This is a genomic window from Butyrivibrio sp. WCD3002 (genome assembly GCF_000424265.1).
Lineage (GTDB): Bacteria > Bacillota > Clostridia > Lachnospirales > Lachnospiraceae > Butyrivibrio.
The window spans coordinates 238,726-260,804 of sequence record NZ_AUJO01000001.1; the positions used below are offsets into that span (position 1 = coordinate 238,726).

A 22,079-nucleotide genomic window follows, 5' to 3' on the forward strand; every position below is an offset into this window, starting at 1 on the left:
AATGGATAAACTGAAAATATTAGTAGTAGATGATGAAGCAAGAATGAGAAAGCTTGTAAAGGACTTTCTGGTTAAAAGTAATTTTGACGTAATAGAGGCTGAGGATGGCCAGAAGGCTCTTGATATCTTCTTTGAGGATCAGAATGGAATAGCACTTATAATCCTCGATGTTATGATGCCCAAAATGGATGGCTGGCAGGTTTGCCGAGAGGTGAGAGCTTATTCCAAGGTGCCGATCATCATGCTTACAGCAAGGACAGAGGAAAGGGATGAGCTGCAGGGCTTTGAGCTTGGCGTTGATGAGTATATAGCTAAGCCTTTTAGTCCTAAAATCCTTGTTGCCAGAGTAGATGCTATTTTAAGAAGAACCACACAGGTTACCAGTGAGGATATCATTGAAGCAGGCGGAATTATTATCAATAAAGCAGCTCATAGCGTTCAGATTGATGGAAAAGAAATTGAGCTTAGCTTCAAGGAATTTGAGCTTTTGACTTACTTTATCGAGAATAAAGGTATCGCATTATCGAGAGAAAAGATTCTTAATAATGTATGGAATTATGACTATTTCGGCGATGCCAGAACCATAGACACCCATGTAAAGAAACTCCGCGGAAAGATGGGAGAGAAGGGTGACCTGATAAAGACTATCTGGGGCATGGGTTACAAGTTCGAAGTTTGATTCCTTCGGAAAGGTATTATGGAGAAACATACTAAAAAGCTGCGTGTTATATGCAAAGTTATATCGGTTCTAATATGGGCCGCTCTGACAGCCCTTTGTATTCATGCGTCTATACATGGTGAATCCTTTATGTTTTCAAGGGATGGAAACGTCTACCTGACTTTTTATCTGTTTCCATATGTTATGGTAGGGGCATTGTACGGGTATTTTATCAGCATGATTTCCTTTGTTATGGCGTTTGTTACGACCCTTGTACTATCACCCACCGGAGCTTACAATATGGCTATTCATCTGGTGGCAACCCTGTGCTTTGCTCTTTTTGCTCAGTATGGTTTCTTTGCAAAAGTAAGAAAGACAGTTATTGCGGCGATTTGTACGCTGTGCATAACTTCTCTTGCTGAGTTTGCATGCCTTTCCGTAATACGAACCAATGAATATAATCTTGAAAACATTGGAAATATAATCACCTATTTCACAAGAGATATGCTGACAATTCTGATTGTCGCTGTAATTTGTTACCTTCTTTTTGCAAAATTCCCTGATATTTTTAAAATTATTTTCCCTATAGGCGTGTCCTACACAAAGGCATTTAAGGAAAACAAGGAGCTTCAGAAAAATCTAAGAAAAACCAGATTAAGCATCAAGATATCCTCAATCATAATAGCTGTTGAGCTGGTTCTTGGCATGGCAGTTGCTGTTTACATGATGGTTTTGTTCCCTGATTTAAAGGATATGTTTGTGGGAGGAATGCAGAGGCATGAAGCTATCGAGCAGTCTTTGCAGGATGAAGAAACAGAAGAGACAGTAAGTGCTGACAGCGAATTAGAAGATTCTGAAGCTAATGATGGTACAGTGAAAGGAACCATGGCTTATCAGCGAAAGAAGTTCATGGCTGAAATAGAGGCTATGGACTACACCTTTGACTATGTTGCCCTTGGTTTTGATATCAAGATGATTCTTCTAATGCTCTGCGTCGGAGTGCCTATGGCAGCATTCGCCAATTTTTTCACTAAAGTAACAATTGGCGGACCTATAGGAAGTATGTCTGATTTCATGTTTGAATACGCCAGAGCGGATGATGATATGAAGCTTGAAGTAGGACGTAAGGTGGACAAAATAGTCGTTGGTTCAAGGGATGAAATCAAGGTTTTGCATGAATCCATGAAAACCACGGTACATTCTGTGGAAGACTATATCGGAAGAATCAAGGCTAAACAGGAGCTTGAGAAAGAACTGGAGGTTGCGCAGAAAGCCAGTGAGGCAAAATCATCCTTCCTTTCAAATATGTCCCATGAGATCAGAACACCCATAAATGCTGTTCTCGGAATGAATGAGATGATACTTAGGGAATCGTCTGATGAGCAGATTCTTGAGTATGCCAACAATGTGAAAAGTGCTGGCAATTCTCTTCTTGGAATAATAAACGACATTCTTGATTTTTCAAAAATAGAAGCGGGAAAAATGGATATTCTTCCTGTTCAGTACCATTTAGGATCTACCATAAATGATCTCATAAATATGGTGGATGTAAAGGCAAAGGATAAAGGCCTTAAGCTTGAGCTGAATATAGACGAAACACTTCCCACGCAGCTTATCGGAGATGAGATAAGAATAAAGCAGTGTGTTACAAACATATTGTCAAATGCAGTTAAATACACGGAAGAAGGAACTGTTACCTTAGAAGTAAGTTATAGGAAGGTCGATGATCTGAATATCATGCTGAGGTTCCGGGTGGCAGATACCGGAATTGGCATTAAGGAAGAGGACATAAATAAGCTCTATTCGCCCTTCGAGAGAATAGAAGAAATCCGTAACCGTTCCATAGAGGGTACAGGTCTTGGAATGAGCATAGTTAAAAAGCTCCTTGCTCTTATGAACACAAGGCTTGAAGTAAAAAGTGTTTACGGCCAAGGCTCTGATTTTTCATTTGAAGTAAAACAGCAGGTTGAATCCTGGGAAGAGCTTGGCGACTTTAGACAAAGATATAAAGAATATCTCCAAAGCATCGAGAAATATCATGAAAAATTCAAGGCTCCGGATGCTATCATCCTTGTTGTGGATGATACGCCCATGAATTTAACCGTAGTAAAGGGCCTTTTGAAAAATACTCAGATTCAGGTCGATACTGCTGAAAGCGGCCCGGAGACTCTGGAAAAAGTAAAACAGAAAAAGTACGATGCTATTTTCATAGATCACAGAATGCCGGTCATGGATGGAATAGAGACACTGACAGCCATGAAGACACTTGATGGAAATATGAACGTCGGGGTACCCTGCATAGCACTTACTGCCAATGCCGGCGAAGGCGCAAAGGAAGAGTACATGGCGGCGGGCTTTGATGATTATCTCTCAAAGCCGGTAGATGGACTAGTATTGGAGGAGATGCTTGAAGGGCTTCTTCCTTCTTCAAAGATTCTTCATCCCGGTGATGAAGGCTATGTGGATATCAGAGACGGAACAGATCCTGAAGAGGCTCATGAGAGCGAAGAGGCTACAAGTGATAGGGAAGCCTTGTACAGTAAGCTCGAAGGCATTGACTATAAAGAAGCTCTGAAAAACTGCGGAAGTCTTGATATTTTAACTGATGTTATTCATGAGTTCTATCTGGCAATTGATTCAAAATCAAAGGACATAGAGAATTTCGCAGCTGCTAAGGATTACAGGAATTTCACGGTTGCGGTTCATGCGCTTAAAAGCTCCGCAAGACTCATAGGAGCGCTTAAGCTTTCAGGTGATGCTGCATATCTTGAAAAATGCGGGAACGAAGAAAATCAGACTGAGATTGAAAACAAAACTCCTGAACTATTAAGCCTTTACAGAAGCTATAAGGAATATCTTGCACCTGCTGCGAAAACGGAAGATAATAACGATCTTCCGGAAATTCCGGAGGATGAATTAATGAGCGCTTTTTCAGATATGAAAGAGCTGATAGAAGCTTATGATTTTGATACCGCAGATGGTATTATGAAAATGCTGGAGGGATACAGCATTCCGGCAGATTTACAAGAAAAATATGACAGGGTCAGGGAATTGATGGCCGCTGTAGACAGGGATGCATTACTTGGTATTCTCTAAGCAGAAAATGAGGGGAAAACATGGAAAAAAGAGTACTTTTGATAGGAAGCGAAAAAAGCTTCATGGTTACTTCAATCGCAAATGAACTAAAGGATGGAGGCTTTGAAGTTATTAGGACAATTCCTGACGTTACGCAGATAGAGCGGATGGAGGATAAGCCTTCTGTATACCTCATCTATGTGGAAGATGTTGATGATATGCTGGAATTCTTTGTTTATCTAAAGGACAAAGCGGTAGAGGATGACATTTCCGTAAGCATCATAGGTTCATCGGATGAGATAGAAAAAATCGTAGCCAAGGTGTCAAGAGACAGACTTGCGGCCATTTTTGAGAGACCCGTCAATGTCAAGGAGCTTGGCAGACAGATGATGGCTGTTGTTGAGCAGGAAGAGGTTCGCCTTCAGAAAAAGCGAATTCTTGTGGTTGATGATGATGGCACAATGCTCAGGACCATAAAAAGCTGGCTCTCTGAAAAATATCAGGTTTTCATGGTGAATTCCGGAATGAATGCCATTACTTTTCTTGCTAAAAACAAGGTGGATCTCATTCTTCTGGACTATGAAATGCCGGTAACAACAGGTCCGCAGGTCCTTGAGATGCTAAGAAGCGAATCGGCAACAAGCAGTATTCCGGTCATGTTTTTAACTGTAAAGGGCGATAAGGAAAGCGTTATGAACGTGCTTGCGCTTAAGCCGGAGAAATATCTGTTAAAGACAATGCCGCCTGCTGAGCTTATCGCCAACATTGATGAATTTTTTGAAAAGCAGAAATATAAAAATTACTGATAAATAGTGAACAAGTTGTGAAAATACTGAAAAGTCCTTATTTAAGTGATAAGATTATACTAACATTTGATATAAGGAAAGCTATGTGATCAGGTATGAGTAAGAACGCAAGTGAGAAGAAGGTACGCAGGTCGCTGCGTGTTGAATTTAGCATATTATTCATCGTTGTTATGGCAGGGATGATCGGTATGTGTCTTGTAATCAATAAGGCATTTTTAGAGCGGGTATATTTAAATCATCAGATGGGAGTTGTCAAGGAAGCGTATCAAAACATTGACGATGCCTCCGACGACGGAAGCTTTACAACGGATGAATATGATATAGAGCTTCAGCAGATATGTGACAGATATGGAATAGAACTGATAGTGCTTGACGCAGATTCGCAGATGATAAAATCGTCATCGGGCGATGCAGACTACATGGCATCTGTTCTTTGGGAAAATCTTATCGGTGATACCATGATGAGACGAATGCCCAGACAGAGAGATATTCTTGAAAAAACCGATACTTATACTGTCCAGATAGAGATGGATAACAGAACAAATTCTGAATACCTTGAAATCTGGGGCGTCATAGATACCGGTTATATCGTTATGGTAAGATGTGCCATGGCCGGTATAAGAGAGAGTATAGGCATTTTCAACAGGTTCATATCCTTTGTGGGAATTTTAGCGATAATTATAGGTTCCTGCCTTTTAATTTATCTTACTAACAAGATCACGAGGCCTATATTGCAGCTGAGCGACATCTCAAGTGAGATGAAGGACCTGAATTTTGAAGCAAAATATAAATCCAAGGAGAAAAATAAGAACGAGCTTGATATCCTTGGTGATAATATAAACGAGCTGTCAGAAACTCTGGAAACAACCATAAAAGAGCTTAAAACAGCCAATAACGAGCTAAAGCAGGATATTGCTCACAAAGAAGAAATAGATGAGATGCGAAGGGAGTTTTTATCTAATGTATCTCATGAGCTTAAAACTCCCATAGCGCTTATTCAGGGCTATGCCGAGGGTTTGGATGAAGGCGTTATCGATGATCCTGAGAGTATGAAGTTTTACTGCGACGTAATCAGGGATGAAGCATCGAAGATGGATACCCTTGTTAAAAAGCTCCTTACTCTTAATCAGCTGGAGTTTGGTAATGATGTTGTTAAGATGGAGCGATTTGATATAGTCCAGACCCTAAAGAATTACATAAAATCTGCCGAAATATTAACGAAGCAGAAAAATGCCACTGTCAGAATGGCAGATTATACTCCGCTGTATGTGTGGGCAGATGCTTTTAAAATCGAAGAAGTCATAATGAATTATTACAGTAATGCGCTTAATCATTTGGATGGAGAGGGCATTATTGAAATCAAGTTAGAGCAAAAGGATGGAAAGGTTCGCGTCTCTGTATTTAATACAGGTGAACCGATTCCGGAAGATAGCATAGATCATATTTGGGAAAAGTTTTACAAGGTGGATAAGGCAAGAACCCGTGAATACGGTGGAAGCGGAGTTGGCCTTTCTATAGTTAAGGCGATAATGGAATCCATGCACCAGGAGTATGGTGTAAAGAATTACGATAACGGAGTGGAATTTTGGTTTGAACTCGAAACCGTTTAAACAGGGGGCAGTTTATGGGTAAAAGAGTTTTAAAAATAATAGCTGCAGGGTGCATAGCTTCTGTATTTCTCACCGGCTGCGGATCTACTTTTCCTGAAATGACGCAGGAGGAGTACAACCAGACCGTTCAGTACGCGGTGGGCCTTTTGATGAAGTACTCAAATAACGGCGTTGAGAGGTTGTCCTCAATAAGTGCTCTTGAAATGCAGCATCAGATTGAAAAAGAGGAACGCGAAGCAGCGAAGGCTGAAAGAGATGCTCAGCTCGCTCAGGATTTGGAAAATGGAGCAGTGACGGCTCCTTCTGAGGAAGCAACGGAAGATGATAGTCTTATCGCTCAGGCTGATGAGGGACCTGCCGATGGTTCTGAAGGTGATGACGTTAGGGTCGATATCTCCTCAGAGGATGGAAACTCTGATGATGATGTGGATGAGCTTCTTAATGAGTATGAGGACCAATTAAAGGAAGGTGTAGAAAACGCCGAAAATGCAGACGCTGCTGACAGCTCGGATTCTTCCGAGGAAGATGAACCGGTCAGTGACGCGGATGCCTCTGATAGCGCATCGACAGAAGAAAGCTCACCGGATGCGACTCTTGAGGAATTAGAAGCTCTTGCGGATCAGCCCACTGAGGATACAACTGTTTCCGATAATCCTGCAGAGGGTGAATCACTTACTACCTCCACCGATGAAACCGTGGATGGAATGAGACAGGAGATTTCGAAGGGTATATTTCTTACTTATTCAGGCTACAGCGTTGCCGGCTCTTACGCCGATGAGAGAGATGTATTCTCAATCACAGCCACAAAGGGTAATAAGCTTCTTGTACTTAATTTCAAGCTTATAAATACCAGCGGAATGGATGTAACTGTGGATATGGTTAAGGCAAATCCTCATTTCCAGGTAATCCTTAACGGAACAAATGTGGGTTACACCAATGTGACCATGCTTGATAATGATTTGAGCAGCTTCGCCGGAACTATTCCTGCCGGAGCTAAGCAGAACATGGTTCTCATCAAGCAGATGAATCAGGATAAGGTAAAGACAGTTGACACCCTGGGACTCATCGGAACCCTTGGCGGAGATACCATCACCTTCAATCTGGAATAAACAAAAATCATAAATATGTTCACAAAAAATACTCCCGTAACGGGAGTATTTTTTGGTGAATAAGTAAACGTCTATGACTTATAGTATCTCTACAAAATCAGCTCAAATCACCATATTTTTGTTTGTACTTTTGCAATTGGGATTCTATATCAGCAATGGTGGCATCTTTGTCAGCAATAGTGGCGTCTTTGCCAGCAATAGTGGCGTCTTTATCGGCAATGGTGGCGTCTTTATTAGCAATAGTAACATCTTTATCAGCGAGAGCGGCACTTTGCTCAGCTATAGTAGCTTCTCTGTCTGCAATGATCGGATTAAGCTTTTCCTCAGCGTCTGTATATCCGGCGACATACTGAGTGTCGAACATTTCCCTGTAACGGCGCTGGCCTTCTAGCATTTCTCTTGTGACATCATCTGTATTAAGTTCAAGAATCATATTGCCTACCTCCTCTATAACAGGATTGTCCTTAGCAAGAACCTTGAATTGTTCCCACGTATTAGCTTTGAATAACTTTGCCCAATAAACAAGATTATTGCATATATCCTCATCTGTTGCTTTGTCTAGATGGTTCAATTGTAACACGTTTATTCCAAATTTATCAGTGTAAGGAACATGATTTTTAGTGTTCAGAAGAAGATAATGTGAATAAAATTCAGTATTATTCGGCAGGAGATTCTGATCTGTTATGCAGTAATGTGTAGTAGGTTTAAGAAGTGAATAGTTATCACCGCCTTTAAGATTATCATATGCCCTACATAAATAGAGAATCGACCTGGGAATCCAGTACTTATCTTCATAAACCTGAACTTCTATATTCATGGTTTCGTTGTTATTAAGGGTAAGCAGAAGATCTAAAACCGTCTCTTTGGTGAGATTATTTAGACTAATAGGGTTTTTAACTAAAACCTTTTTTACATCTGCAGGGTTGATTCCTTTCAAAGCGCAGATTAGACCAGTCAAAGCCTTTTCTGAATTCTGCATAATGTAATGGAATACAATGTCACTTGTCAGAGGGAACTCTATCGGCCCTGTGGCATTCTCATAACTAATAGATTTATTTTTGTCTTTTATTTCGTTCATTCTTTTCCTTCCTATAATTTTATAACTTAACAATACCGGTAAAGTTTGGGAAAAATTGGCAAAGCGCCAAATGAAATGCGAGTCATAGAAATTGACTGCAGGAAAGAATATATCAGAGGAAGTCTGAAAATAAAAGCGAATTAAGAAAACCTTAAGGAAAAATTAGGAATCTTAAGAAAATAATGGTTTTTTTAAAAAACGCTAAAACGAGGTGTTTAAAGCAATAATGCAGACGTGCCTTAAGAATCTGCATATATTAATTTGAAATTATAAAAAGACCATAAAGACTATTAAATTCTCTTCATTATTGTATTTTTTTTCATTGTTTGTTTTAGACTTTTAAGGTATCAGAGGGTGTATAAAATCTTTGGTTCCGGAACGGTTTTATACATCAGATGCGACGAGTAACTATCAACCGAATAGTCGTTTTCGAATGCCAGTACTGTTCACACCTTATGGTGCTCACAGCAACGGGATTTGCCCATTCCAGTTGCCTTCGGCAAAGGGGCAAATCCTACATATGGAAGAACTGTAAGAGGATAAAAACACACCCCGGCCGTAGTGGCATCCGTACAGAATGGATGTCATCGCGACTGGGGTATTTTTAATTAATTGTAAATATAAAAAAACCATAAAGTGTATAAATTTCTGTTCATTTTTGTGTTTTTTACGGATAAAAGACTTAGACTTATAGGTACATATTATCGATTTTTCCAGGGGATAATTTTACCCCTCTTTTGTACCTTGAAAACTTAATACGGCAAAAATGTTTACTGTCATTTGTTATGTAGTTGCGAAAATATTCGTTCTTGATTTGTAGTTATGAAAAAGGGTTGTATTTTTGTAAAACTATATTTTTTATGAAGGGAGAACGTGAATGATAAAGAAAAAGAAATTATGGTCATGGGCACTGGCCGGAGCCCTGGCTGTAAGTAATTTGTCGGGTCTTGTCGCCCCGTTTGCGACGACGATCACGGCACAAGCGGCAGTAGTTCCGACGTTAGCGGGAGAGGATGGTCATACTAGGGTCTCTAGGCAAAATCAGTCATATACAATAACGGTTACTGGTGATAACGAACAGTATTACATGACTGCTGGTACGACAAGTTTGACCAGCCTTTCAGCAGGACATTCAGCTGAAAGATATATGTATAGTCCGGTGTTATCATCAAGTGGAACTGCATATACTGGTCATGTGGATTTGAATTTGACTGGAGAACTGAGAAATGGTTCTTCATTAGTGACACTTGGCGCTAATAATACTGCTCTTTTTGTGCAGTTATGGCCTTCCGCAGCAGTGGTTGGAGGGCTAACGGTGGCAAATGTAGCGCCGCTGTACACTTTGGAACTTGCAGTTGCAGAGTCAAACTTAACGGAGATAGTAGTTAGCCCAAATACAACTGCTATACCGGAAAATCTCACTTCATTAAGTGAAGGAGAAACAATCACCTATACGACTACACAAAGACTTGATTATCCAGATACTAGCTGGTCGACAAATCATAATTTGTACTACGCTGTTCTCGACGGTGCAAGTTTTATAGAGCTTGAAAATGCCATAAAGCATGGAGGATATATCAACAAAACTGGCTTGTTGGATGAAGAAACATATATTGTTAATCCGGTTCAGGAATTTACTATTACCCCTGGGCCCGCCAATAAAGAAAACGATGGACTTGTGTGGACACAAGATGTAACAATAACAAATAATGGTGCGCCTGTAGGTACATATTATCTTGTTGCATCAGACAAGGTGTTCACGCAAGCGAATTTTGAAGTAATAGCTGGTACTAACATCAACATTATATCTAATCTAAATAATACTGTCGGAGGATTAAAAGAGAATAGATACTCAGCATTTGCGACGATTGCAAATCCTGGTGATTTAGTACTAGGTACAATTGATGATGCAGGTTACTTCCATGAAGGATTTCCTGATGAGTATCTGTGGATGGGATCTAAAATAGATCTTAAGGCAGTTCTGATAGATGAAGATGGAAACGGATATGATGATGTTTCAGATGAGGTAACATGGTTAACCTCCAGACCTCAGAATGCGACAGTTGAGATAACATCTAAAACAACAGGTGAAGGAACAGCTCAAGTAACAAAACATTTTGGAACCGTAACTCCTGTAGATGAAGGAAATTATTCTGTTGCAATCGATGCTGTCTATAAGCCTGATGTCGGGACTAGAAAAAGAGAATCTATTAATTCCATTACATTTAAGGGAGTAAATCCTGAGGAATTTACGATTAGTGATATTACAGCACCTATTGTTGCTAATTTTGGTCAGAATAATGAAACTGAAGGAACAAAGCTTACTGTTGTACATAATGGTAAGAAAGTAACTGATCTGCCTTTAGAAAAATTTACTATTACCAACAATGACAATCCTTCAAGTGTTGCAAAGGTAGTAAATAACAATGGTGAGTATGAGTTCCGTACATCAACAGCAGGTACATATACGGTTTCCACCAAAGATGTAGTAAATGATGATAATAAATCTATTACTGCAACTGCAACAGTAACAGCATTTGATGGTAATGATTTATTCTTCGGACTTGGAGATATAGTGACATCATCTCAGCCTCAGACAATAGTAGAAAGGTATGATGATCCTTTATATGCTAGCGATACATTGACCATTCACGCAATAAAGAAGAAGACAGTGAACGAGAGCGATAGCTATGAATATGTAGAAGATATATCAGGAGATGAGTGGACATTTGAAGAAGTTAAAGCTACTGAAACAGCTCCTGATGTAGTAAACATTGTTAAAAACTCCGATGGAACAATCGGCTTAACATTTAATCATGAGGCTGCTCCGACTCCGACAACTAGTACAGTTAAAATTGCCGGTACTTACAAAGACGCCGAGTACGGCTGGACAATCAAAAAACTATTTACGATTAACAATGTAGTTAAAGACGAGGTCGTTCTAGTAGATGATAGACCTGCCGCAACCGATTATAGCATTGAAGTTGGCACAACTGATACGATTTCTGTTTATTGCAACGGCGCTGAGCAAATTGCGAAAAACAACGTTGCAGCTGATGCAGAATTTGCAATCTACACCATGTCAGGAACTACTAAAAATTATATTACTGGTGACAACCCAATAGCTTCTGTTGATGAAACAGGTAACTTTACTGCATCAAAGACTGGAAAGTATTATGTAGAAGCTTCATATGGCTTTGGTGAGTATTCGGAAACTTCAGAGCCGATTATGATTACAGTTGGACAGTCTTTACCAACTATAACATTAACTCCAGAAGCAGCTACAACTGCTATTAGTGTAGGTGACAACCCGTTAGTATTTGATTCGACTGCAACGTTTACAAATGCTTATAAAGGCTTTAAAGGTCTGGCCTATGCAGTACTTGACAGCGCATCATGGACAGAGCTTGAAAACGCGAAAGACAAACGTGAAGCTGGTAGTATTATAAACAGTGATAAGTATGAAGTAAAAGCTGTTAATGGTATAAAAGTAGATCCTGGAACTTTAAGTATAAATGAGTCTACTAAGTCTTGGAAACAGCCTATGAGTGTAACTGTAACCAGTGCTGAAGTAGAATCAGGCGATTATTACCTTGTTGTATCAAACGTACCAGTAGCAGATGCTACTGTTCCTGCAAAGGAAGTAAGTTATGCGTATGCGAAATTCAAGGTTGAATCATCAGGATCTCCTACGGAGTTAGTTATCGGAACAGGTATTTCAAATAACGAAGTAGTAGGATTTGAAGATGTTGATGAACTGTGGATGGGTTCAGATTTTGCGCTTAAGGCTTATGGACTGGTAGACGGTGAGTATAAAGACTTTACAGCTGATGTAAGATGGACCACCGACAGACCTGAGAATGCAAAAGTAGGAAATGCAGCAGTAGCAGGAGAAACTGCTGGTCTCGTTCATCCTGTAAAGGCAGGAACATATCCTGTTACAATCACAGCTACACACGCTAATGAAAAAGCAGATACCATACAGTTCTTAGTAGTAAAACCTGAGAAATTGACTATTGGTAATGTTACAGCACCTGTTGTAGCTGAGCTTGGAAGTGATGAAAAAGTTGGAACAAAGCTCACTATTGTACGTAATGATAAAGAAGTAACTAGTTTAGTTTCTGGAAAAGAAGATGTAGCATTTGAAATTACAAAGAATGGCGTAAGAGTAGATGGTCCTATAGATGCTATAGCAGAAGTTAAAAATATTAATGGTTACTTTGATTTCCGTGCAAAAGATCCGGGAACATATGAAGTTAAAGCAACATATACTAGAACAAATACAACCTATAATAACACAGTTTCTGCAACAGCAACTGTAACCGCTGTAGCTCAGCAGGATGTTACTGAGATATTCCGCGGACTTGGATATTTAAAGACTGATAGCGATACAGCAAAAACTGTGCTGAATAGTCAGACTTCTGTTGCCAGTGTACATGTTGGTGATACACTGACCCTTCGTGCAATAAGAGGAACAGAGTATAACGCACAAGGTGGTGAGGAAGACTACTCATTCGTAGATGATACAAATGATGAACATTGGTCATTTGCATCCAGCTCTGATGCTGTAACTGTAGAAAATGATGGCGAAGGCATAATTAGTTTGACATTTAATGAAGAGTCAGCTGAAGAAGTGACCATTATCGGTATTTATGCAGACGCTGATAAAGACCTGACAATCACAAAGACATTTACAGTCGAAGAGATAGTTGGAAATGTAGTTGATCTTAAAACTACAGCCACTGCTACCGTACCGGTAAATCCTGACGTTCCTAACGTTACCGCTATTGCTATCGCGGTTGAAGAACCGGAGCAGCTTATTGTCAACTACAACGGAAGTGATACCAATGTTGCAGCTGATGAAGATACAGAGTTTAAGATCTACACATCAGCAGGCGGAAAGGTACCAGTTTCTGAAGACAAATATGTTATTGATGAAGCTGGTAAATTCACAGCTAAAGTAGCAGGAACTTATTATGTAGAAGCTACACATAAGGGTATTAAGTCTACAAGTAGGGTTGCAATTAAAGCTGTGGAGTATGCTGTTAATAAGTGTGTTATTGATAGTAGTAGTGAGATACCTGTTCAAAAATCAGCAGGTGTAAAATTTACCGCAGTTAATCAGGAAAGTATAATTGCTAAAAACGAGACAATAACATACACCTCAACACAGACTCTTAATTATCCTTATAATTATGATTGGAATAAGAGTGAGTATTGTAAAAAGCTCACTTATACAATCCTTTCTGAAGAAGTAGCAATGAAAGTATTTAAGGGCACAGGTCAAGTAGTAGAAGCTGAGGGTATAACGGCAGCATCTAAGTCTCAAGCTTTGACAAAGGTTGATACTTCTAATTGGAAAGAGACTGTGGAAGTAACCAATACTGGTGCAGCAGCGGGTAACTACGTCCTTGTTGCAACTGCTGGAGAAGCAAAACTGGAAAATCTGCTTGGTTATACGGGTTTTGTAGTTGATTATTCAACTACTCCTAGTGAGATAGTTATTGGAACAGGTCTTTCAGCTGATAAAAAGACAGTTGAAGGATCCGCAGATAGCAGTTCACTGAGAATGCGTACAGATGCTGATCTGCATGTATATGGAAAGAAAGGCACCGTTTATGAATTGCTTACAGATGCTAATGTAGTATGGACATCTAGTGCACAGGATATCGCAACAGTTACTACATATGATGCAACTACACCTACTATTGATGGTGGAAAAGTAACTCCTAAGAAGGCAGGAACAACTCCTGTTACAATCACAGCTACATATACCTATACCAAGAATGGCAAGGATATCAAATTAACAGATACAATTCAATTTGCAGATGTTTTGGCAGAAACCCTTGTTATTAATCCTGATAAAGTAAATGTAGGTAAAGCTGAAGTAGCAGCACTGGCAATTAAGCATAACGACGCACCAGATACAGCTAATGCATATATATTCAAGGTATATACAGACAGTGCTCTTACAGTTGAAGCAACTACAGCTTCGGTAGCTGATAGCGTAACCAGTGGTGTACATAAGCATGAATTTTCTGCTACAGAGTACGGAACATATTATGTAACAGCATCCATAGTTGAAGGTGAAACAACCTATATTACATCTGATGCAGTAGCAATAACAGTAGGTGAACTTAGCATTACATCTGAGAGCTTTGATGATGCTGCTGGTAAACAGCTGACAACAATTAAGAAGAACGTAGCAGAACAGCTTGCAGTTTCTTACGACGGAACAGAAGAAGTAACAGCTGACGCACAGTTTGCTATCTATCCTGCAGCAACTGGAACAACAGAAGTTTCATCAAGTGCAGCATCTGTAGAGGGCGGTGTATTTACTGCAGCATTATCTGGAGATTATTACATCGCAGCAACCTATAATGGCTTTACAACAGCAACAAGACTTCATGTCAAAGTTGAAGAAGGCGCTCTTGCAGTTAAACTTGCAAGTAAGACTTCAAGCTATTCAGATCCTAAGTCAGGCGCTAAAGCAACTGCAGTTGAATGGAAACATGTAAACGTTGGTGATACATTTACTTATTCTGTATTCGTTGACGGTAAGGATGTAACAAACAACAGCAAGACTAAGTTTACAATCAGTAATGCAGACAAGAACATTTTAAGCGTAAATGGAAATGTTATTACAGCACTTAATGCTTATGCTAATCCGGTAACTGTAACTGTATCCAATACTGATACAAATAATACAGCTACTATTAAGATGACTGTAGTAGCAGCACCAAGCGATGTAACCTATAGTCTTGCAGTACTCGATGATAAAGGCGCTATAGTTGAAACTCCTATACTCTATGTAGGTGAAGAGGCAGCGTGTGCACTCTATCTGGGAGAAGATGAAGTAACTTCCGGCTATGTGCTTACTTGTGAATCTGACCAGGTGGTAATAACAAATGGTAAGATTACTGTTGCTGCAGCTGGTAATTATACTATCAAAGCTAAGGAGTCAGCCGAGGCAACTGATACACTAGCTACTGTAAATATTGAAGTAAAAGCTTCAGATCTGTCATTTGTTGATGCTAATGATTCAACTGTAAAATATGCTTCAGGTGCTTCAATAGAGATGACAACCGGAACACAGATTACTCTTAAAGCTAAGAAGGGAACCATAGATACAACAGGTACTTGGAACAGTGATACTCGTGATGTTGTATATGCATCTGATGGAACCTTTATTGCAAAGAAGAAAGGTCAGGCTACAGTAACATTCAAAGATAATAACGATAGAGAAGCTACTTTGGTAGTTACTGTAAAAGACGAAGCAAAGCTTCTCATCTCTGATGAAGAAGGTGCAAATGTAGGTAAAGCACTTGTGGATGATGAGTTCCAGCTTACAGTTAAGACTCAGAGTCTCAAGGGTCAGGCATTAGATCTGTCTGAGGACGTGTTTGAGGATCCTCACTTTGAAATTAAAGCTGTAAGTGGCAAGGACAATGTCGAAGTTACTAAAAAATTTATTGATGGTGTATTAACAGTTAATGTAAAAGCTATTTCCGCCGATGCAAATGACGGAGTAACAACAATTACTGCTTCAAACGGCAGAAAGACAGCAACTTATACTCTTAAACTTGCACAGGAAGAAATTGATCTTTCTGGAGTACCTGCTACATTAGCAAAGGGTGAGTCGGCTGAAATTGCGGTTTCACTCGCACCTGAAGGATTTACATTTACAGATGTTGTAAAAGCTTCATCTAGTGATGCTGACGTAGTAAGTGTAGAACCTAGTGATACAAAGGATAATGTATGGGTTGTTACTGCAGAAGGATTTGCTGATGAATCCGCAGATATTACATTTGTGGCATACATGGATGAGGCGAATGATAAAATAAGATCTGGGGCATTAGAGACTATAACTATTACAGTTACAGAATCTGAGGAACAGATTGATGCAGCCACAGCAGCTACCGAAGCAGCATTAGCAGCAGACGCAGCAGCAAAAGTAGCAGAAGCAGCAGCAGATGCAGCAAAGAAGAATCCTTCAGCTGAGACTATTGCCGCAGCAGCAGATGCAGCAGATGCAGCAGCAGTTAAGGCAACAGAAGCAGCAACTGCAGCTGCAGCAGCAAGAGATGCTGGCGAAAAGCAAGCAGCAGAATTAGCAGAAACAGCAGCAGCAGATGCAACAGCAGCACAGATTGAAGCAGATGATGCAGCAGATAAAGCATCAGCAGCTGTAGCAACAGCAGCAGCAGATGCAGCTACAAAGGCAGCAGAAGCAGCTAATGCAGCAGCAGCTACAGCAACATCCAATCCTACAGATGAGAATGTTGCAGCAGCAAAGGCAGCAGCAGAAGCAGCTAAGACAGCTCAGGCAGCAGCAGAAGCAGCAGCTAAGACAGCTTCAGAGCGTGGCGAAGCAGATGCAGCTAAGAAGGCAACAGATGCAGCTAAGACAGCAGAGACAGCAACAAAGGTAGCAACAGATGCAGCAGCAACTGCACAGAATGCTATCGATGCTAAGGCTGACGGATCTGCAGTCGGAACACCTGTTGAACTTAACAAAGAGCTGAAAGATGCTAACGGCAACAAGATTGGCTTTATCGTAACAAGTGTTGCACCCGGTAAGTTTGAAGTAGCATTTGTAGGAACAGACGCTGACAGAGCTAAGACAGGAACACTTACAATTCCTTCAACAGTTACAGATCAGAGTGGAAATACCTACACTGTTACAAGTATTGGTGATAATGCTCTTAAGGGAGCAAAGGCAACTAACCTGGTTATTCCTAACACTATTACTAAGATTGGTAAGAACGCATGCTACAAGAGTAATATAAAGAAGATTACCGTTAAGATGAAGAAGGATGCAAAGGCTAAGAATTACAAGATCAAGAAGGGCGCATTCAAGACCGGTAAGAAGCTTACAATCAAGGTAACAGGCGGAAGCAAAGCACAGAGAGCTAAGCTTGTTGAGAAGATTGATAAGAAGTCAATCGTTAACAAAGATAAGACAAAGGTTAAAGGTAAGTAATTTTTCAAGTGACAATCTTTCATAAAGATTGAAAATGACAGACACTTTTGCCACTATTGTCGCAAAGGCTATCGCGCATCCGCGCGGTAGCCTTTGTTAATTACATAAGCAAACATTCTGCGGTACATTTATAAATCATATAGTATAATGTAGATGCGGTCCTGCAGGTCAGCGTTTCAGCTAATTATGATCTTTATCAGGAGATAAGGAGGGAAAATACTATGTGTGAAGCACTTAGGGAACTAATGAAGGATGAAATAGAGAAGGACGTTAAGGAAGGAATAGAGCGTGGGCTAGAGCAGGGACTTGAGCGTGGATTAGAGCAGGGGCTAGAGCAGGGAATAGAGCGAGGGCGCGATGAAGTTCTCTTTTCATTGGTTCATGACGGTTTGCTTGATGTTAAGGAAGCTGCGAAGAGAGCCGGTAAAACAGTAAAGGCTTTTAATAGTGGGATGAAGAAGATATACGGCTGATTCCATGGCCTTTTGGCTGTCGATACGAGTTTATTTTTAGTTGGGTGCAATCATATGACAATCAGTGATAGGATATTTGAGAGAATAAAGCAGCTTTCCATGACCCAGAAGGAATTTGCCGAGAAATCAGGAATTCAGCAGAGCACGATCAGTGAATGGAAGAAGAACAGAACTAATCCATCATCTGACAAGATACTGGCCATATGCAAGGTACTGGATGTCACACCTGAGTGGCTTTTATCGGGAGTGGATCCGGCGGAAAGCCGTGGCAAAAATCAGGTTTACTACACAATCGATATAAATACAGATACCGGAGTTCTTGTTGCTGAATTCAATAAGCTTGAAAAGCAGGACAGGGATAGAATACTAGGATATGTAGCTGCTTTTGTAGCAATGCAGAAAGACAAGGCAGTAGATCACAAATGATCTGCTGCTTTTTATATGCTGACTTTTTCGGGGCTTGTCGAAAAAAAAGAAATAATGTGCTATAATTATAAGGTTAATTGAAACACTATTTAAAAACTATAACTATCAGTGTTTTTTAGAAAAGGAAATAAAAGAATGAAAACTTTAGACGATTATGTAAGAACTATACCTGATTTCCCGGAACCGGGCATCATGTTCCGTGATATCACAACAGTGGTACAGGATCCTGACGGACTTCAGCTTGCTATAGATGAGATGCAGAATCTCGTTAAGGATGTGGACTTCGATGTTGTAGTCGGAGCAGAGTCAAGAGGCTTTATTTTCGGTACAGCTATTGCTTACAACCTTAAGAAGGGCTTTGTAATGATCCGTAAAAAGGGTAAGCTTCCCTGTGAGACAATCTCTGAGGATTATGAGCTCGAGTATGGCACAGCTACTCTTGAGATGCACAAGGATTCCATTAAGCCCGGACAGAAGGTTATCATCGTTGACGACCTTATCGCTACAGGCGGTACAGTTAAGGCTATGATCAAGATGATCGAGAAGCTTGGCGGCGAGGTTGCAGGTGTTCTTGTTCTTATGGAGCTTAAGGGTCTTAACGGCAGAGCAGCTCTTGGCGATTACAAGCTTTATTCTGCACTTTCTTACGAAGGCAAATAATTTTAGAGTTTTATTTTACTTAGAATTTTTTACTTTAGGATGGTATGAAAAATGGGACAGACTGAATTCGATGATGGAAAAATTGAAGCGATAGATGAGTTCCAATCACCGGAAGCCCTCTATGAAGGGCTTATTAGTCGCGTCCGCAGGTACCACCCATCCGATGATATTACGCTTATTGAGAAGGCTTATCAGGCAGCGTATGAAGCTCATAAGGAGCAGAGGCGCAAGTCAGGTGAGCCTTATATTATTCATCCGCTTTGTGTTTCCATTATTCTTGCAGACCTTGAGCTTGATAAGGAGACTATTGCGGCCGGACTTCTTCACGATGTTGTAGAGGATACTATCTATACCAAAGAGCAGGTGGAGGAGCAGTTTGGTGCAGACGTGGCCCTTCTTGTTGATGGTGTTACAAAGCTGCAGTTCCTTGAACTGTCGGGAGATTATGTTAATAAGACACCAGATCAGATGGAGATGCAGGCTCAGAACCTTAGGAAGATGTTCCTTGCCATGGCAAAGGATATCAGAGTAATCCTTATTAAGCTTGCCGACAGACTCCACAATATGCGTACACTTAAGCATATGCCTCCTGAGAAACAGCAGAGAATAGCTCAGGAGACTTTGGATATTTACTCACCTATAGCAGGAAGACTTGGTATCAGCAAGATTAAAATTGAGCTGGATGACCTTTCTCTTAAATATCTCGAGCCGGATATCTATTATGATCTGGTAAAACGTGTTGCTCAGCGCAAGATTGAGCGTGAGAGATATGTTGAGGAGATATGTAAAGAGGTCAAGACTCACATTGATGCTGCAGGTATCAAGGGAGATGTAAACGGACGAGTAAAGCATTTCTTTAGTATTTATAAAAAGATGCACAATCAGGGCAAAAACCTTGAGCAGATATATGATCTTTTTGCAGTAAGAATAATAGTTGATTCAGTGAAGGACTGTTATGCTGCACTGGGTGTCATTCACGAGATGTATAAGCCGATACCCGGAAGATTTAAGGATTATATCGCGATGCCTAAGCCGAATATGTATCAGTCATTACATACGACGCTTATTGGTTCATCGGGACAGCCCTTCGAGATACAGATCAGAACCTTTGACATGCACAGAGCTGCTGAGTACGGTATCGCAGCCCATTGGAAGTACAAGGAAGCCTCCGATGGTAAGCATGCAGAGGGACAGGAAGAAGAGAAGCTCACATGGCTCAGACAGATTCTTGAATGGCAACAGGATATGTCAGACAACCAGGAATTCATGAATCTTTTAAAGAGCGATCTGAACCTGTTTTCAGAGGATGTATACTGCTTCACTCCTAATGGTGAGGTTAAGAATCTTCCTGCAGGTTCAACACCTATAGATTTTGCCTATTCAATACACAGTGCCGTAGGTAACAAAATGATCGGCGCCAAGGTAAACGGTAAGCTGGTTCCCATCGATTACAGAATTCAGAACGGTGACAGAATTGAGATCCTTACCAGCCAGAATTCCAAGGGACCTAGCCGTGACTGGCTCAGTATTGTAGGCAGTACATCTACCAAGAATAAGATCAATCAGTGGTTCAGGAATGAGTTCAAGGAAGAGAATATCAATAAAGGTAAGGAACTTCTTCTTGAGCACTGCAAGGCTAAGGGTATCGATCTTTACAGCATAATGAAGAGCGAATATCAGGAGCTTATAGTCAGAAAATATGGCTTCCACAGTTGGGATGCGGTTCTTGCAGCCGTAGGTCACGGCGGACTTAAGGAAGGTCAGGTTGTAAACAAGCTCTTAGAGCTCTATGACAAGGACAACAAGAAGAACATGACCGATGAGGAGGTTCTTGCCGCTGTCGCTGAGAGCAGTGTTACTCCGAGAGTTTCTAGCAGCGGAAATGCCATTATTGTTAAGGGTATTCACGATGTAGCGGTTCGTTTTTCGAAGTGCTGTAATCCTGTTCCGGGAGATCCGATTGTAGGCTTTGTTACAAGAGGACGCGGCGTTTCCATTCACAGAAGGGACTGCGTCAACGTTGCAGCAATGCAGAAGGAAGACCGCACCAGACTTATAGAGGCCAGATGGGAAGCCCGTGCTCCGGGAGAAAAATATGTTGCAACCATCAACATATTTGCCAATAACAGATCAGGTCTTCTTGCTGACGTATCAAGAGCTCTTACTGAGAAGAATGTGGATATTATTTCAATGAATACCCGCACCAGTAAGCAGGGGCTTGCGACTATGGAGACAGCTTTCCAGGTAGCAAGCAGGGAAGAGCTTCTTGAGATTGTTGATAAGATCAGAAATATCGAAAGCGTCATTGATATAGAGAGAACCACAGGCTGATTGTGATAATATAGAAAAACAAAAGTCTGATGGTTTTGTTTGAAATAGATACAGTTCATTTAATAAGAAATTGCTTCGGGATTACAGTAAATGTTTTGCTGTGGTTCCGAAGATCTATGTAAAATTCGGGGAATAAAATGAATAATAAAGAGATAGGAAAAGCGGCAGTTGGTTCGATGCTCCTTGGTATGGTGCAGACTAACTGCTATTTTGTTTATAAAGAGGATGGCAGAGAGCATAAGCCCGGAGTAAAATATGACGATCCTACACCGGTGGTATTTTTTGATCCGGCAGATGTGGGTGACAGAATTTATGAGGCTTTGACAGACAGGGGATTTAAGGTTGATGCAATCTATCTTACCCATGCTCATTTTGACCATATAGGCGGAGTGAAGGAGCTTTCTGAGCTTTCGGGAGCCAAAGTGTATGCCTATGAAGAGGAGAAGAAGCTCTGCGAGGATGTGGAATACAATCTTTCTGCAAACTATGGCCTTAATCTTACAGTTAAACCTGATGCATTTTTGAAGGATGGAGCTCTTTGCGAAGCAGCAGGGCTTAAGTTTAAGCTTCTGGCAACGCCCGGACATACACCCGGAAGCTGCTGCTTTTATTTTGAGGATGACAAGATTCTCATTAGCGGAGATACACTGTTTGAGGGCTCTGTTGGAAGAACAGACTTCCCGGGCGGCTCTATAAGTACACTGGTAAGGTCCTGCCACGAGAAGCTTTTCACTTTGCCGGATGATGTTGTAGTTTATCCGGGGCACGGCGGTTTTACTACCATCGGTGACGAGAAAATGTACAACTCGTTTTTATAACAGTTAACAGGAAGATCTCTAAGATTCCTGGTTAAACATCACGTGAACATCG

12 protein-coding genes are annotated in these 22,079 nt (G+C 40.7%); 11 read left to right on the forward strand and 1 reads right to left on the reverse strand.

Features of this window, described 5'->3' with window-relative positions; genetic code table 11:
- Position 1: 1 nt before the first annotated feature.
- From G608_RS0100975 to G608_RS0100995, 5 genes are all read left to right on the forward strand, one after another.
- The gene (locus tag G608_RS0100975) at positions 2 to 679 is read left to right on the forward strand and encodes a response regulator transcription factor (RefSeq protein ID WP_026494424.1); all 678 of its coding nucleotides are present in this window, start codon (positions 2 to 4) and stop codon (positions 677 to 679) included.
- 279 nt (positions 680 to 958) lie between these two features.
- Positions 959 to 3,754: an ATP-binding protein gene (locus G608_RS0100980; protein WP_442852206.1), complete on the forward strand. Its 2,796-nt coding sequence runs from the start codon at positions 959 to 961 to the stop codon at positions 3,752 to 3,754.
- Positions 3,755 to 3,774: 20 nt separating this feature from the next.
- The gene (locus G608_RS0100985; RefSeq protein WP_026494426.1) at positions 3,775 to 4,539 is read left to right on the forward strand and encodes a response regulator; all 765 of its coding nucleotides are present in this window, start codon (positions 3,775 to 3,777) and stop codon (positions 4,537 to 4,539) included.
- A 95-nt stretch (positions 4,540 to 4,634) separates the two neighbouring features.
- On the forward strand, positions 4,635 to 6,149 hold the full coding sequence (locus G608_RS0100990; protein ID WP_026494427.1) for a sensor histidine kinase: 1,515 nt from the start codon (positions 4,635 to 4,637) through the stop codon (positions 6,147 to 6,149).
- Between the two features lie 14 nt (positions 6,150 to 6,163).
- A complete protein-coding gene (locus G608_RS0100995; protein ID WP_026494428.1) occupies positions 6,164 to 7,258 on the forward strand; it encodes a hypothetical protein in 1,095 nt (364 codons plus the stop codon).
- Between the two features lie 97 nt (positions 7,259 to 7,355).
- On the opposite strand, the gene G608_RS0101000 is transcribed toward G608_RS0100995, so the two are convergent.
- Positions 7,356 to 8,336 (reverse strand): Rpn family recombination-promoting nuclease/putative transposase, encoded by a 981-nt coding sequence (locus G608_RS0101000; RefSeq protein WP_026494429.1) that lies wholly within the window; start codon positions 8,334 to 8,336, stop codon positions 7,356 to 7,358.
- Positions 8,337 to 9,213: 877 nt separating this feature from the next.
- On the opposite strand from G608_RS0101000, the gene G608_RS0101005 reads away from it, so the two are divergent.
- The 6 genes from G608_RS0101005 to G608_RS0101030 all read left to right on the forward strand — a co-directional run bounded on the left by G608_RS0101005 (position 9,214) and on the right by G608_RS0101030 (position 22,027).
- Entirely contained in the window at positions 9,214 to 17,319 is an 8,106-nt protein-coding gene (locus G608_RS0101005) for a hypothetical protein (protein WP_155833194.1), read from the forward strand.
- Positions 17,320 to 17,540: 221 nt separating this feature from the next.
- Positions 17,541 to 17,792 carry a hypothetical protein gene (locus G608_RS23785; RefSeq protein ID WP_026494431.1) on the forward strand — a complete coding sequence of 84 codons (252 nt, stop codon included), beginning with the start codon at positions 17,541 to 17,543 and terminating at the stop codon, positions 17,790 to 17,792.
- A gap of 54 nt (positions 17,793 to 17,846) precedes the next feature.
- Entirely contained in the window at positions 17,847 to 18,218 is a 372-nt protein-coding gene (locus tag G608_RS0101015; protein ID WP_026494432.1) for a helix-turn-helix domain-containing protein, read from the forward strand.
- Positions 18,219 to 18,353: 135 nt separating this feature from the next.
- Positions 18,354 to 18,878: an adenine phosphoribosyltransferase gene (locus G608_RS0101020; protein WP_026494433.1), complete on the forward strand. Its 525-nt coding sequence runs from the start codon at positions 18,354 to 18,356 to the stop codon at positions 18,876 to 18,878.
- Positions 18,879 to 18,929: 51 nt separating this feature from the next.
- On the forward strand, positions 18,930 to 21,209 hold the full coding sequence (locus G608_RS0101025; RefSeq protein ID WP_026494434.1) for a RelA/SpoT family protein: 2,280 nt from the start codon (positions 18,930 to 18,932) through the stop codon (positions 21,207 to 21,209).
- Positions 21,210 to 21,346: 137 nt separating this feature from the next.
- Complete coding sequence (locus tag G608_RS0101030; protein WP_051208675.1) at positions 21,347 to 22,027, forward strand: MBL fold metallo-hydrolase; 681 nt, start codon at positions 21,347 to 21,349, stop codon at positions 22,025 to 22,027.
- Positions 22,028 to 22,079: the final 52 nt, after the last annotated feature.

Excerpts from the sequence above, each read along its gene's own strand:
- G608_RS0100975 (WP_026494424.1), top strand. The coding sequence starts at position 2 with ATGGATAAACTGAAAATATTAGTAGTAGATGATGAAGCAAGAATGAGA.
- G608_RS0100980 (WP_442852206.1), top strand. The coding sequence starts at position 959 with ATGGCTATTCATCTGGTGGCAACCCTGTGCTTTGCTCTTTTTGCTCAG.
- G608_RS0100985 (WP_026494426.1), top strand. The coding sequence starts at position 3,775 with ATGGAAAAAAGAGTACTTTTGATAGGAAGCGAAAAAAGCTTCATGGTT.
- G608_RS0100990 (WP_026494427.1), top strand. The coding sequence starts at position 4,635 with ATGAGTAAGAACGCAAGTGAGAAGAAGGTACGCAGGTCGCTGCGTGTT.
- G608_RS0100995 (WP_026494428.1), top strand. The coding sequence starts at position 6,164 with ATGGGTAAAAGAGTTTTAAAAATAATAGCTGCAGGGTGCATAGCTTCT.
- G608_RS0101000 (WP_026494429.1), bottom strand. The coding sequence starts at position 8,336 with ATGAACGAAATAAAAGACAAAAATAAATCTATTAGTTATGAGAATGCC.
- G608_RS0101005 (WP_155833194.1), top strand. The coding sequence starts at position 9,214 with ATGATAAAGAAAAAGAAATTATGGTCATGGGCACTGGCCGGAGCCCTG.
- G608_RS23785 (WP_026494431.1), top strand. The coding sequence starts at position 17,541 with ATGTGTGAAGCACTTAGGGAACTAATGAAGGATGAAATAGAGAAGGAC.
- G608_RS0101015 (WP_026494432.1), top strand. The coding sequence starts at position 17,847 with ATGACAATCAGTGATAGGATATTTGAGAGAATAAAGCAGCTTTCCATG.
- G608_RS0101020 (WP_026494433.1), top strand. The coding sequence starts at position 18,354 with ATGAAAACTTTAGACGATTATGTAAGAACTATACCTGATTTCCCGGAA.
- G608_RS0101025 (WP_026494434.1), top strand. The coding sequence starts at position 18,930 with ATGGGACAGACTGAATTCGATGATGGAAAAATTGAAGCGATAGATGAG.
- G608_RS0101030 (WP_051208675.1), top strand. The coding sequence starts at position 21,347 with ATGAATAATAAAGAGATAGGAAAAGCGGCAGTTGGTTCGATGCTCCTT.